The organism is Paenibacillus oceani, from assembly GCF_014705615.1.
GTDB classification, from domain to species: domain Bacteria; phylum Bacillota; class Bacilli; order Paenibacillales; family NBRC-103111; genus Paenibacillus_AB; species Paenibacillus_AB oceani.
Map to the genome: position 1 here is coordinate 1 of NZ_JACXJA010000052.1, position 14,566 is coordinate 14,566.

Consider the following 14,566-nt stretch of genomic DNA (forward strand, 5'->3'; position numbering starts at 1 on the left):
GCTTTTTGCTCAGGCGTGAACTTTCTTCGCATCGTGCTCATACAACTAACTTACTCCTTTTTTGCTGTCTGAATTTCTTAGTCCATTATAATGTTCCGGTATTAATGGAGGATTTGGTTGCCTGGGTGAACTCGCCGGAAACCTATTTGGTACCGGTTCCAATCAAGGCTGGGATATTCATGTGGCAGTTTCTGACGATTCATCCGTATTTGGACGGGAATGGCCGAACGGCCCGGATGATTACGACCTATCTTTACGCCGCGGCGGATATGGCTTAGCGTTAATTGTACTCGAGAATTTCTATGACCGCAACTTAGCTGAATATTACCGACGACTTCAGTTGGGTCTCCATCACAAAAATTATTTTGGGCGGAATGAGGCTGACTTGACACCTTGGCTGGAATTCTTTATTGATGGTTTGGCGGAGGTTTTTCAAGAAGCTGCTGCCATTGTAACAGATAAATCCGCCCAAATGACGAAAATCGAACCGGATCTGATTCGCAAGTTGGATCCCCAGCAAAGAATGGTTCGCTCAATTAACCTTTAAACAAGACACCCTAACGACAAGCGAAATGAGGGACCTGCTTCGTTTGTCGGACCGTTCAATAAGGGAAAAGGTTAGCCATTGGAGAGAGAAGGATTCATTGAGCTGCGTGATCAAGACGCCAAAAGGGTTCGTTCGGTAAAACTATCTGCGGAATACGAGAAGCTGGCTCAAGACATTCGGAATGCCCCGGATAAGTTTACCCATTTTCTAAAATGAATGCAGCATTGCGATCTCAAGATGAGATTTCGCGGTGCTTTTTTAATTGGCAGAACGTACATTCGCTGACAATCTATTGTCTCTGTAATCCGTCATAATGGAGGAATATAAGGGGATATGGAGATCGAAATCGGGATGCCGAGATTTATCTTCTACCAGAAGTAACAAAGGAAGCTAAAGACTTTTTGAGTCAATTAAATGATGGGAGTACAGATAAAAGGCTTCAGGATACCAAACAAATAATTGAAGGTTTCGAAACTCCTTACGGACTTGAATTGCTAGCTACAACCGCTTGGATTATTAAGTATTATCCTGATTCCAGAGATAATGTAAAGATTGCAATTGATCATTTTAAGGCCTGGAATGAAAGGAAAAAGAATGTCTTTAAAGATACACATATCGAGATGGCGTGGAGACATTTAACTGCCATAGATTAATTCAACAAACGATATGAATGCCCTGTCCAACTTAACATTGGAAGGGCATTTTTTTAATCCTCGTCTAATATCAAACTATCCGAAAAAATGGAGAGGTACTCCAACGTCGTACCTAACAACTCATGCCTTAATTGTTGTTGAATTGCCCTCAAGTTTGCACCACTTTTAAGCATCTTAAGATGTTTTCAAACTTGATGAATTATGTATAACAAATGATTATCGAAAAAAAGGGAAGGCTCATGCCGCCGAAAGCCAAATTTACGAAACAATCGAGCATCGACGCTGCCTTCGAAATCGCCAAAGTGGTAGGACTCGGCGGGATTACAATCCGGAAAGTGGCCGAGAAGCTGGGAAGGAAGCTCGATCGCGCCGATTTATGTCAATTTCAAAGACGTCGAGGAGCTGACCAGCGAGGTCGTCCGCAGCATCTTCGAGCTCCCGGCGTTTGCTGAAGGAGCAAGATAACGTTTCACGAAATCGGTGCGGCCAGTTTGCGATTCGCCAGAGAATACAGCGTGATGTTCCGCGATCTGGTGCTGAAGCCCAATAGGCATAAGATCGGGTACAGGGAAGAGTTGACCGCTCTGGTCGCCCATATGAAGTCCGATCCGGAGCTCGAAGGGTTCACGGAGCCGGCTTGTTTTTGTTTTATCAGGCGGAGCTGGACCTTTATTTGATCGGCAACTTCAATCAGCTTCGTTCTACGGGGAAGGCGCTGCGGATGATGTTCAAAATGATCGATATCGTATCCAGACACGGCAAGCGGTAAGGCCGCCGGCCAAAAAGCTGCATTATTTTTGGCGTACAGGCACGACTGGGTAGTCGCCCACATACATTAAAATGATCTTTTCCTAAGGGGTGACACATGTGCTTGGTTTCTTCGGTGCCGTATCCATTTTCATTAAGCAGCTTTTGCTGCTGGTATCCTACGTCAAAAATAATGCGTTTCCGCAGCCGCTTGCCGAGGAGGACGAGGAAAAGCATCTCCGTCTGATGGCCGGAGGAAATCAGCATTCGCGCAACGTGCTGATTGAACATAATTTGCGTCTGGTCGCTCATATTGTCAAGAAGTTCGACAATACCGGTGAAGACCTCGAGGATTTGATCTCCATCGGGACGATCGGGCTGATCAAGGCGATCGAGTCGTTCTCGCCCGACAAAGGAACGAAGCTGGCTACATTTGCGGCGCGCTGTATCGAGAACGAGATCCTGATGCACCTAAGGTCGCTCAAGAAAACCCGCAAGGATGTGTCACTGCACGACCCGATTGGGACGGACAAGGAAGGTAACGAAATAACGTTAATCGATATTCTCGGTACGGAAGCCGATGATGTTGTGGACAAAGTACAGCTGAAGATCGAGAAATCGAAAATATACAAGAACCTGGACATTCTCGACGTTCGCGAGAAGGAGGTCGTCGTCGGCCGATTCGGTCTGGAGCACGGCGGAGAAGAGCGGACGCAGCGGGAAATTGCCAAGGAACTCGGCATCTCGCGCTCGTACGTATCGCGGATCGAGAAACGGGCGCTGATGAAGCTGTATCATGAGTTTTATAAAGCGAAGCGGTGAACGTGCTGGACGGGGATGACGCTGATAACCGCAGAACTAGCACGCGAGCTTAATAGCAGGTCATAATGAGGCAGCCGGCGAATCGATCGGCTGCTTTTTTCGTTCAACATCGGCTGCGTTTTTTTTGGAACTTAAAATTTGTGTATGGGAGTCTTCGGAGTGTGGTTAACCACGAGATCATACGAAGAAGCCTTTACTGGAAAAAAATTCATAAATTGAGCTGCAGTACGGCTAGGAAGCGAACAAGGATACTATTGCTGCTGCTCATCATGAAGGAGAAGATGATCGGGAGGATATTATAGCTATACTTGTTCATAATGATCAAGTTGTAGTGGTTGTTTTCTAAACGATCAGGTTCGCCCATTTTCTAAAATGAATGTAGCACTGCGATCTCAATCTGAGATAAGGCAGTGCTTTTTCTCGTACGATGACTGTTTCTTGACGTTCCCGCCACTTGCTCCGGCTTCACCAGTCTGCGGTATGCGATTGACGAATGTTCTGTTTTTGCCTGCATGGATAGAACGGTAGAATGACAGTTAAATGCCAGGCATGAACAGTCGAGTGACATGCAAAATGGACGCCTGAGAGGTTGTTACAATAAGGGGGAAGAGCGAGAGGGGGCGGTCGAACGGCATTGGGAGCAATGTCATATAAGGGGAACACAAAAAGAGGACAAAAGAACGCAAATTGAAAAAGTAGCTGCTCTTGTTAGAGCAGCAGGCAACTCCATTCCGTCATCGCGGAGGAGGCGCACGATACCAAATTCGAGGAGAACGGAATCAATGAAGAAGCATTTCGCAACCTATGAGTATGTGTATTACGACGGGCAAAAACGTTCGGACAGCTCGACTGATTTCAGCGGTCCGGACAGCGTGCTGGACACCGAACAGCGTGTTGCCTTTCTGGCAAGCTACGCGAAGCAGGCGCAAGCATGGTTCGACGATCATGACCTTGCGAAGTCAGTCGTTCCACAGCAAGAACTGCAGGATGCAGTGAACCGGTTGAAGCCGCGGCCGACAACGGCGATCCGCAAACAAACCGAGCTGACCGACCTTGCTTACACCACGGTCGGGGGCGAACGTCCGGGCTGGAAGCTGTACGGCACTGGCGCGTCCGTGGAGGATGGACAACTTGTGCTGTACGATGGGGACATAGCCCCTGTAAGCTGCGCGAAATATGTACTCGCAGAGGCTGCACCAGTGACCAACGTTTCATTTGAAATCTGGATCGATCCGGCTTTCCAATCCGAGGTGAGTGAGCATCATTACTACAGCAGTATCGGTAGAAGCTTTGAACTGCGCTTTGATACACTGTATGCGGTCAAAATCAAGTGGCTGGCGACGGGACATCGAAAAACATATGGAAACAATATGTGGCATCCGCGTATGGGGGATGCGGGGACGTATACGCCAGGGGAATGGATGCAGGTAAGCATTCAACTGGATTGGCAGCAGCAGACATATACGGTCCAATTCGGAGAGCATGACGCAATGGAGCCGATTCCATTCCCGTGTCCCTGTGAGCAGTTGAACAATATGTTTTTCGACGGCGGAATGCATCCAGGCGCGCCGTGGCGTATACGGGGCTTGCGCTTGTGTCGGTCCGGCGTGGAAAACGGTGATCGGTACGAGGATGTCGTGATGGAACAGTCCGTCGCTGCGATCGATACAATTTGGAACCAGCCGGGATACGACGACTCCGCTTGGAGCCGGACCGATTTGCCCTGTGCGGTAGGTGGGTTTCGGGAACGGGACAAACCGCTGCTACTGCGCAAGACGTTCACGGTCGAGGCGAACAAACGTGTTCTGCTCGTGATTGATTCGTTGGATCCGCACGGAGATATATGGATCAATGGGACTCTTGTACAGGAACAAAAGCATTTCCTGCAGGCGCGTATCGACATCACGGATGTTGTAGCATCGGATGGACCCAATACGCTCGCGATCCAGGTTTACCCGCGTGCTCCTGAGATATACTACCCGTGGCACCGCAATACCGACGTATATCACGGCTGGTTTGCGGGACGGATGCGCATCGAGCAGACAGGTTCTTGTGTCATTAGCGAACCAGTCGTACGCACCCGGAGTGTGAACGGAAATAGGTTGGCGGATATCGAGATTGAGACACAGGTTGCACACGGGGGAGCGCATACGTTTCGCGGGAAGCTGAGGGTGAAGGCGCGCAGATGGTTCCCATCCGAGTGTGCGTGGGAAGAGTTGCACCAGCAACCGGTCGTTATCGAGGCAGGGGAGCGGACAAAGCTGTCAAGCAGGTTTCGGATGGCGGCTGATTATTGGGATGTCGATCAACCGGTACTGTATCAGTTCAGCTTGCAATTGTTCGATCGGGAAGGTGCGCCAATTGACGATGAGACGGTCGTCACAGGAATTCGCACGATTGATCAGCAGGGTGGCGCTGTTCGGTTGAACGGAAAGCCGATTATGCTCAACGGGGCGCTATTGATGCAGTTTCTTCCGCCATTCGAAGAGATTCCGATCAATCATGTATGTCCGAGCACGGAGCAGATTGCATGGCAAATGATGATGATCCAGCGAATGAACGGCAACACCGCTCGGCTGCATATGCTTGGTTATGGCTCGAATGACCCGAGGTATGGGGAAGTATGCGATCAGTTGGGCGTTATGCTCATCTGGACGACACGGATGATCGATACGTTGGAGACATGTGTGTACGAAGAGGGCTGGAAACCGAAAGAAGCATACCGGAGTCAGATTCAGCAGGTGATCAACCATCCGTCGATTGTAATGTGGGAAGGCTCTAATGAATTTCATGGCAACTTGGCGCAAGTTGACCGGATGTACGACGCCTATGTCGATCTGTTCGCAGATCTCGATCCGACACGGCTGCTCAGCCCGTGCTCCCATCTATACTACGGCGGCGGCTTGTACGGCGATCGGCACCAGTATTACAACGATGACGGCACGATGGATCAGGATGGCAATCCGGTGCAGTCTTCCCACGGCTGGACGTCGCCTCATGTCGTACGCAGCTGTCATCCGTATGTGATGCTGAACGGGTATGGGCAGACGTGGGATCAATTGCGCAAGCAGGACTGGCGTTGGCAGGAAGAACTTCTGACGAGCAAGAAGCATGCATACTTGGTGACGGAATTTGCCGTCACAGGGGACCCGAATTGGCAGTTTCAGAAAAATGAAGCATGGCATCATGTCCCGTCCTATGAGAAGCCGTAGACAAAGGCAGCATCGGCCGGCCGCTCACGTTTGCGGAATGGAAGGAATCGCAGGCGTTTCAATGTCTCGGCGCGTTCCATGCGGTGAAGCGGGCAAGGTTGGCGGGAGCGGATGGCTTGGTATGGTGCTGTTTGTCCGAAGGGGCGAACAACGTGACGTACAAAAAGCCGCCAATCGACTTTTTCGGTCATGCGAAGTTGGGCTTTTACGGGCTGCGGATGGGATTTCAGGACATATTGGCATGCAACGGCAACACCGATGTGGTGCTTGGTGCCGACGACCAGATTCATCCCGTTGTCCTGAACGTCAAGGGAGCAACTAACATTCATCTGGACGTCTCCATCCTAAGCGAAGATGGGCGAGTGATCAAAAACGTAGCGTATCGTGATGTGGAACTGCGGGACGGGCTCGAACAAATTGTGCTGTCTTCGTTCTCACCCGAATTACCAGAGCCCGGCTTCTACACGATCCGTTTTGCCGTCACAGCCTTAGCGTAGACTTGCGGGGAGTCGCATGGTGCACGTTCCGATGAAACTGCTCGGGCGTGCACCCGAATTCTTTTTTGAAGAGGCGGCTGAAGTGCGACAGATGCTTGTAGCCGACCTCGTAACATACATCGGACACGGTAACGCTCTTGTCCATCATAAACAAAATTTTGGCCTGGTTCATCCGCCTTTTTTTCACGTAGATGAAGATGGTCATGCCAGTTTTTTCTTTGAATAGTTTCGCCAGGTACGATTTATTCAAATAGAGCTCGTTCTCTAACTGCTCCATATGCAAGTCCTCGGTGTAATGTGCTTCCAGGTAAGTGATCATCCGCTGTACGTGCAGATCTTTCTCTGTCATCGATGGCTGCTCTTGATCAGGGGCGAGACAAAGCAGCTGAATGTCATATAGCATATCTAACAGGGCGAGCAGAAACCGCCGGTACGAGATCGTATCGCTCCGCTGGAACAGCTTGTTCATTTTCGCCAGATGCTGCTCAACTTCTTCGCGGGCCTCTCCTTCCAGATGAATAATATGGTTGCGCAACTTGCCAATCGTTTCGAACGCGCTCGTAAAGATCGAATCGTTCAACATGCTGCGTAAATACGACGGATCAAAATGCATGTTGGTGCGCACATAGTTGTTGGGGTCTGAGTTGGAGCTGTGCAGCGTCATGCCGTCCATCAAAATCATGTCTCCCGGCTGCAGCGTGTGAATGAGCCCGCCAATAATAAAAGTGCACCGTCCGCGATGGAAGTAGAACACTTCGTATTCATTGTGCGAGTGAAATTGCAAAGGATATGGCTTGACGCATCGGTAAGCGAAGCGGACCGGCAGACGATTCATTGGGATAGACATGGAGAGACCACCCTTCCATACACGTTGGCTTCATTATACGTCAATTGCAAACGGCTGTCTGAGATTTATGAAGTATATGTTACCGTCATCGGCGCTCGGTCCGAAACGCAAAAAACTCCATGATACAGGGACTTGAAATGCTTGATCAGATCAGATAGGATCGTTTACGTCCTTTACATATTTTTTGGAAAACTGAAGGTGGCTCCGGAGAATCCGTTTCGCTTCGATAGGATTGCGGCTTCGCAACGCATCTACGATTTGCAGATGCTCCTCGACCGACTTCCCGAGCTCCTTTTCTCCCATATGATGGTGAGGGATGCTGGCGAAATATTGAACGATCAGTTCGGTCAACTGCGTGAACAGCTCGTTGTGCGTGGCGGAGATGAGCGTTTGATGAAACGCAATATCGGTCTCTTGAATACGCCGGGTATCGCCGGCAACCTGCTTCATGCGCAAGGCGAGCGTCTCAAGCCGATCGAAATCGCTTTCGGTAGCGTTATCCACTGCTTGTTCGATGGCGCTTAGCTCGAATACTTGGCGCAGTTCGAACAATTCGCATACTTTCTTATGATCCAGCTTCCACAGGAACATGAGCTGGTTGAACACTGGGGCGATATTGTGTCGCTGAATGAAGGCGCCTTCGCCGTGCCGAATGGACAAAATTCCAGAATTTTCTAAAGCGCGCAGTGCTTCCCGAAGGACGGAACGGCTTACTTCCAATGTTTTCACCAACTCGCGCTCGGAAGGGAGTTTTTGACCCGGTGTCAACTGCTGCTCGATAATGTACTGCTTGAGCTTTTCACTTATGATCTGGCTTAACGTAAACCGTTCATCTTTTTGTATCGGCTTCATGTGAAATGCTCCTAACTTTAAGAGGTTGTTCAAAAAGCCCACTTTTGATCACGAGGCGGATCCGAAAGCGTACACGACATCGAATATGGAATTCAGCCGGAACTTCCGGTGCTCACGTAGCTTCACTACGCTCCGCTCCTCATTTCCTTGCTTCATCCCATCTTCTCGGTGCTGAAAAGCGGACTTTTTAAACTCGAACTAGAAGCGGTTGTTCAAAAAGCCCACTTTTGATCACGAAGCGGATCCGAAAGCGTACGCGACATCGAATATGGAATTCAGCCGGAACTTCCGGTGCTCACGTAGCTTCACTACGCTCCGCTCCTCATTTCCTTGCTTCATCCCATCTTCTCGGTGCTGAAAAGCGGACTTTTTAAACACGCACTTTAAGGGATGGAATAATAATTGGGCCTAATCGCGGCTAGGAGTTACAAAAGGCGATACAGTGGCTCCAAATGGTTACGCATGCAAGCTTTCGCCTTTTCCACATCCCGTTCCTTGATCCAATAAACGATTTCGTCGTGTTCCTTACACGCCGAGCGCAAAGCATCAGGGAGATTGATTTTGTCCAACTGCCCTTTATCGAAATAGTCCCGGACAAGATCGCCGAACCGGATATACAATTTATTGCCGGTCGCTTGAAACAAAGCGAGATGGAAACGGACATCCTCTTCGCCGGGTTGTTCGTTTAGGGAAATTTTCCATTCCAGTTGACGGTTCCAGTCGTTCATTCTCTCAATCAGCGCAACATCGTAATGGGCAATCGCCAACTCGATTGCACCCAGCTCCAGTATTATACGGGAATCGAGCAGCTCTTTCATTACGGTGGAGTTTGATTTCCATAAAAACGGGATTTGATCCATCACGGTGCCGAGCGACATTTCCCCGACAGAGATGCCGCCGCCTGGTTTGATTTGCACGATGCCGAGCGATTGTAGCGAAATAAGAGATTCGCGTACGACGGAGCGGCTGACTGACAGCATATCGTTCAACTCTTTGGCGGAAGGAAGCTTGTCGCCGGGCTTTAACTGATGATCTGCGATATAGGTTTTTATTCGATCGTTAACGATGTCCACGAGCGATTTTTTCTTTGTGGGAGGAAGCAAAGGAATCACCACCGATCATATGAATAACTGATGGTCCGACCAGACACTGTCTAGTATGCTATTTTAAATCCCGATTGTCAACTGGGGAAAACGGTCAGTTAAAGAGGTTGTTCAAAACGTCCACTTTTGATCACGAAGCTGATCCGGAAGCGTACACGTCATCGAATAAGGAATTCAGCCGGAACTTCCGGTACTCACGTAGTTTCCACTACGCTTCGCTCCTTATTTCCCTGCTTCATCCCGTCTTCTCGGCGCTGAAAACCGGACCTTTTGAACTCGCACTGAAAGGGGGCGATTGTCGAAACAAAATTTACCAAACTGTGTTGACAACAAAATGGGAAGCCGTTATAGTGAAGTCGAAAACGAAACTGGTCATTCCACCATATCAGTTGACAACCAGGTCGTTGTCGGTTTTGCAAAAGGAGGCGATGCCCGAGAACTCTAACCCGAAGCGGTAATGCTTCATGAGGTCGAATACAAGATAGAAATTTGACTTTTCGGAGGGATACGGTTTGAAACTTTACGATTTGTCCCGATTCAAAGGCGTTATTGTTGCGATGAACGCATGCTATGACGAGCAGGGGGAGGTGAATCCGGGAGCGATCCGCAAGCTGGCGTCCCATTACACAAGCCTCGGGGTAACGGGCTTGTACATCGCCGGCAGCACGGGAGAAGGAATGGTACAAAGCATGGAGGAACGCAAGCTTGTACTGCAATCTGTAATGGAGGCCGTAGGAGGAGAAACGACGGTCATCGCCCATATCGGGGCGGCGTCCACACGCGAAAGCGCGGAGCTGGCCGGACATGCGGAGCGAGTCGGAGCAGATGCGATATCGGCCGTTCCGTCCATTTATTACAATATCCCGGAATCGGGAGTGGAGCGGCATTGGCGAACGATTATTGAAAGCGTTTCCCTGCCGTTCATCATGTATCACATCCCACAAACGACAGGCTTCCGGGTATCGTTGGAACTGCTTCGGCGAATGGCGAAGCTCGACAAGGTGATCGGGATCAAAGTGACGACGGAAAGCGCGTACCAACTGCAACAGTTCAAAATGGCGGGAGGAGACCGTTTCCTCGTCTTTAACGGACCCGACGAACAATATTTGGCTGGCCGGCTCATGGGAGCGGATGGCGGAATCGGGGGCACGTACGGGGTAATGCCCGAATTGTTTCTGCAGATCGAGCGCTGCTTGTCCGAAGGGCTCATTCGCGAGGCGCAAAGCTGGCAGTTCAAAGTAAATGAGATTATAGCGGAATTGCTTCAATTGCCGTTGTATGCAGCCTGCAAAGCGATTCTTGAGTTGCAGGGCTTCAATTGCGGTCGGCCGCGCAGTCCGCTTGAGCCGTTGAGTGAAGAAGGGAGACGTCAAGCAGCGGCCATTTATGAGAAAATCGTTCGATTCACGGCAGAAACAAAACAGGCGGGACGGCCATGAACCGGTTAGTCGCCGGTCCGTTCCGTGCTTACAGTAAGGAGAAAATACCAAAATGATTAACAACGACAACATACGAAAATCGTCTGTGATCACGGTATATGAGCCCGGTATGTTCGGTTCATGTGCTTTCCGCATTCCTTCCCTCCTTACGACCGTCAAAGGTACCTTGATCGCCGGAATCGACGTACGTTATAACGATATCCAGGATAATCCGAACCAAATTGCCATCGGATTAAGACGCAGCACCGATCGCGGAGACTCATGGGGGGACTTGCAAGTGCCCGTCCGCTATCCTGGGGAAGGATTGGACGGTGCGGCCTCCCTCGATTCCGCGTTGCTGGAAGATCGGGTGACGGGGACAATCTGGATGATATTTTCGCATACGCCGGGGGGAGTCGGGCTGCGATCGTCGCGGCAAGGGAAAGGATTCGATCCTCATGGGTTTCGGCTGCTGTATGACGCGGAAGGCCGCGAATGTACGCTTCGGGAAGGCATCGTTTTCGATTCTGAAGGAAAGGAAACGCATTATGCGGTGGCGGAAAACGGTGACGTGCTCTCAAGCGGCAGGTACGCCGGCAACATCTATTTGAAGGAGGGCGTCGCCCCCCAAAGCTTTCTCGAAGCAAGAACTTCTTTTCTCCAGGCAATCAAAAGCGACGATGACGGCTTGACCTGGTCCAGTCCGATCGAACTGAACCTCGACGTCAAGCAGCCGTGGATGAGATTTATCGGTGCAGGTCCGGGCAGGGGCATTCAGCTTCAGGTCGGTGCGAATCAAGGCCGTCTGTTGTTTCCCGTATACTTCTCCAATGCCTCTGGTATCCTGTCGTGCGCTGTTATCTACAGCGACGATCACGGGAAGAGCTGGGCGATGGGCCGATCCCCGAACGACGGAAGACAGTGGCAGGGAGAAACGGTGAGTGCCGAATCGCTGACCGCGCCCGAAGCGCAATTGACGGAGTCGCAAGCGGTTGAACTGGACAACGGCGAGCTTCTCCTCTATATGAGGAACCACGCCGGATGCGGCAGAACGGCCGTATCGTCAAGCCAGAACGGCGGGGAGACATGGGGGGAAGTACGGTTCGAGGATGCGCTTCCGAACCCGACTTGTCAAGCGACGGTGATCCGGTATCCGGATCGGGAACACGGAAGGACGCTGTTGCTATGGGCCAACCCGGCACATGTGGAGCATCGCCGTACGGGGAAACTCCGGTTAAGCGAGGATGGCGGCAAGTGCTGGGGGTACAGCCGCACGGTTCATCCGGGAGAATACGGGTATTCCTGTCTCAGCGAATTGCCGGACGGAGAGGCGGCCCTGCTCTATGAAGCGGACGGAGGAACAATCCGGTTTACGACATTTACGTTGGCGTGGGTTCGACAAAAAAAGTGAAAAACCTCACAGAAAGGGAAATTTTATAAGATGATTACAAAAATGAAACATCCGTATGCTACTCCGGTTTTATGGACAGTACTGTTCGCCGTGGCGCTCGGGGGATGCGGAAAACAGGATAGCGAGACAGAAGGGCAAAAAACCGAAATCGATACAACGCCTGTTGTATTACGCGTCTTGGTTCAACAGCCGATGTCGGATGAAGATGCTAAAGCTTTATGGATCGAACCGTTGGCGAAACAATATCCCCATATCACATTGGAACTGATCCGGGGCAAATCGGTGGAATCACTGATCGCGGCAAATGAGACACCGGATTTGATCTATACGTTTAATGGAAATCTCCCCGGATATAACTTAAACGATCTGTTGATGGATATGACCCCTTTGATCGAAAAGCACGGTATCGACTTATCCCGATTTGAAGCGCCGGTAATGGACTCCATCCGGGTAACTTCGAAAGAAGGATCGATTACGGCGCTTCCGTTCACGCAGCAATTCAATGCGCTGTACTACAATAAATCGTTATTCGATCGATTCGGTGTCGATTACCCGAGAGACGGGATGTATTGGGATGAGACGGTCGAGCTGGCCAAGAAGCTGTCGCGTTCCGATAGCGGCGTACAGTATCACGGACTCGATATCGATGATGTCGTCAGAGTGTCAAGGCCGTTCGGTGTATTAACGGTTGATCCGGTATCGGAGAAAGCTTCTTTGGATCAAGATAATTGGCGGAAAGCATTTGATTTGGCGCGTGAGGTATATACGATTCCTAACAACTTCCGTCCGAAAAATGTAGGTTCGAGGCCCCTTTTTCTCAAGGAGCAAACGCTTGCCATGATGGGAACGGTCAATATGCTCGCAATCGGCCTTGAAGAAGCGATGAAAAACGGGTTGGATTGGGATCTCGTTCAATATCCCAGCTACAGAGAGCTGCCGAATGTGGCCACCATCGTCGATGCGCATATATTTGCCGTGACGAAAACAAGCAAGCATAAAGACCAGGCGATACAAGCTTTGAAGGTGTTCACTTCGGACGAAGTGCAAATGTTAAGCGCCCGCAAGTCGGGGAGGTTGACCGTGCTGAGAAATGCGGAAGTGAAGCAGGCACTCGGGAAAGATATGCCGTTTCTGGAAGGCAAAAATCTGGAAGCTGCTTTCAAAAGCAAAGCGATCGCCGCCCCCGCTTTTTCCCGCTTTGAAGGCATCGGCGTCGGCTTGACGATTAACTCCGGCATGTACGATTATATCGCGGGTAAAGATATCAATACCGTAATTAGGGAAACCGAAGAAAAAATCAACCAGCAAATCGCCAGTCAGAAGAAGTAGGCGGTTCTCATCCGGCGAACACATACTGTTGAACAAACCAGATACGGAAGGTGAAAGACAATGACGGACTCCATTTTATTTGCAACCGATAAGTATATGGCCAATTTGGACGACAGCGTCGTTCGAACGTTCGATTATAAGCAAGCTTTGGACGGAGGCGATTGGACGCAATGGCAGCGTTCCTTTCGCAAGCAGTTGTCATCGCTGACCGGATTGACCGAGATCCGGGAGCAAAACCTACATCTCCCCCTGTCTCCCCGTGTCGTTGAAGTGCAATCATTTCCCGGCTACCGCAGAGAAAAAATATATATCGCTACGGAGCCCGGCATCGAAATTCCGTTTTATCTGCTGCTGCCGACAGAAGGGGAAGGTCCGTTCCCGCTCGTATTGACACCGCACGGGCATCTCAGAAAAGGAAAAGAAATCTATGCCGGAAATTACATCAATCCTGAGGAAAGAGAGGAACACTTGGCTTCGGAAGCCGACATTGCGCTGCAGGCGGTAGCGGAAGGGTATGCGACGATTTGCATGGACGTTCGGGGATTTTGGGAAATGTCGAGGGTCGAGGAGTTTTCGAATAACTGGGTTTGCTCATGCAACGAGCTGCAAAAACGCGCCTTCATGTACGGCAGAACGTTGATCGGAGAGCGCGTGCACGATATGGGACGGTTAATCGATTATGCCGCCACCCGTACCGAAATCGATACCGAGAAAATCACCATCACCGGTTTCTCCGGAGGGGGGACGGTATCGCTGTTTACCGCGGCCTTGGATGAGCGTATTTCCGTTTGCGTACCCGGAGCTTACTTTTGCACGTTTGCAGGTTCGATAATGAACGTTCCGCATTGTCTTTGCAATTTTATTCCAGGAATTATGAAGTTAGGGGAAATGTACGATATCGCCGGACTGATCGCACCACGGCCGTTATTGATCGTCAATGGCGTGGACGATCCTATCTTTCCGATCGAACATACGCGGGAAGCGTTCGCGCACACACGGGCCATCTATGAGGCGATAGCACCCTCTCATCCGGACCGGTGCGAGCTATACGAAGGAAACGGCGGGCACCGCTATTTCAAAGAGCGGGTATGGCCGTTCGTCCGGCAATCAAACCGAACGGAGGAATGA

14 protein-coding genes are annotated in these 14,566 nt (G+C 50.5%); 11 read left to right on the top strand and 3 right to left on the bottom strand.

From position 1 onward, the window contains the following. Positions 1 to 104 precede the first annotated feature (104 nt). From IDH45_RS34820 to IDH45_RS29245, 7 genes are all read left to right on the top strand, one after another. On the top strand, positions 105 to 278 hold the full coding sequence (locus IDH45_RS34820) for a Fic family protein (protein ID WP_263364888.1): 174 nt from the start codon (positions 105 to 107) through the stop codon (positions 276 to 278). 107 nt (positions 279 to 385) lie between these two features. Next, a complete protein-coding gene (locus IDH45_RS34825) occupies positions 386 to 547 on the top strand; it encodes a hypothetical protein (protein WP_263364884.1) in 162 nt (53 codons plus the stop codon). Between the two features lie 401 nt (positions 548 to 948). After that, positions 949 to 1,200 carry a hypothetical protein gene (locus tag IDH45_RS29230; RefSeq protein WP_190931698.1) on the top strand — a complete coding sequence of 84 codons (252 nt, stop codon included), beginning with the start codon at positions 949 to 951 and terminating at the stop codon, positions 1,198 to 1,200. 643 nt (positions 1,201 to 1,843) lie between these two features. Next, a complete protein-coding gene (locus IDH45_RS34830; protein WP_263364885.1) occupies positions 1,844 to 1,969 on the top strand; it encodes a hypothetical protein in 126 nt (41 codons plus the stop codon). A 98-nt stretch (positions 1,970 to 2,067) separates the two neighbouring features. Then, complete coding sequence (sigK, locus tag IDH45_RS29235) at positions 2,068 to 2,769, top strand: RNA polymerase sporulation sigma factor SigK (RefSeq protein ID WP_190931699.1); 702 nt, start codon at positions 2,068 to 2,070, stop codon at positions 2,767 to 2,769. Between the two features lie 782 nt (positions 2,770 to 3,551). Then, positions 3,552 to 5,981, top strand: a complete 2,430-nt coding sequence (locus tag IDH45_RS29240; RefSeq protein WP_190931700.1) for a glycosyl hydrolase 2 galactose-binding domain-containing protein — start codon at positions 3,552 to 3,554, stop codon at positions 5,979 to 5,981. Between the two features lie 116 nt (positions 5,982 to 6,097). After that, positions 6,098 to 6,478, top strand: coding sequence for a hypothetical protein (locus tag IDH45_RS29245; protein WP_190931701.1), 381 nt, complete (start codon positions 6,098 to 6,100; stop codon positions 6,476 to 6,478). Here IDH45_RS29245 and IDH45_RS29250 read toward each other — a convergent pair. From IDH45_RS29250 to IDH45_RS29260, 3 genes are all read right to left on the bottom strand, one after another. After that, positions 6,462 to 7,325: a helix-turn-helix transcriptional regulator gene (locus IDH45_RS29250; RefSeq protein ID WP_190931702.1), complete on the bottom strand. Its 864-nt coding sequence runs from the start codon at positions 7,323 to 7,325 to the stop codon at positions 6,462 to 6,464. The two genes, IDH45_RS29245 and IDH45_RS29250, sit on opposite strands and share 17 nt — an antisense overlap. Positions 7,326 to 7,475: 150 nt before the next feature. Further along, positions 7,476 to 8,177, bottom strand: coding sequence for a FadR/GntR family transcriptional regulator (locus IDH45_RS29255; RefSeq protein ID WP_190931703.1), 702 nt, complete (start codon positions 8,175 to 8,177; stop codon positions 7,476 to 7,478). Between the two features lie 425 nt (positions 8,178 to 8,602). Next, entirely contained in the window at positions 8,603 to 9,280 is a 678-nt protein-coding gene (locus tag IDH45_RS29260; protein WP_190931704.1) for a FadR/GntR family transcriptional regulator, read from the bottom strand. Positions 9,281 to 9,792: 512 nt separating this feature from the next. On the opposite strand from IDH45_RS29260, the gene IDH45_RS29265 reads away from it, so the two are divergent. From IDH45_RS29265 to IDH45_RS29280, 4 genes are read left to right on the top strand one after another with little or no spacing between them, the layout of a single operon-like run. Then, entirely contained in the window at positions 9,793 to 10,719 is a 927-nt protein-coding gene (locus tag IDH45_RS29265; RefSeq protein WP_223837094.1) for a dihydrodipicolinate synthase family protein, read from the top strand. A gap of 52 nt (positions 10,720 to 10,771) precedes the next feature. Further along, the gene (locus IDH45_RS29270; protein WP_190931705.1) at positions 10,772 to 12,109 is read left to right on the top strand and encodes a sialidase family protein; all 1,338 of its coding nucleotides are present in this window, start codon (positions 10,772 to 10,774) and stop codon (positions 12,107 to 12,109) included. A gap of 30 nt (positions 12,110 to 12,139) precedes the next feature. Further along, positions 12,140 to 13,438, top strand: a complete 1,299-nt coding sequence (locus tag IDH45_RS29275) for an ABC transporter substrate-binding protein (protein ID WP_190931706.1) — start codon at positions 12,140 to 12,142, stop codon at positions 13,436 to 13,438. Positions 13,439 to 13,498: 60 nt separating this feature from the next. Next, positions 13,499 to 14,566, top strand: a complete 1,068-nt coding sequence (locus tag IDH45_RS29280) for an alpha/beta hydrolase family protein (protein WP_190931707.1) — start codon at positions 13,499 to 13,501, stop codon at positions 14,564 to 14,566.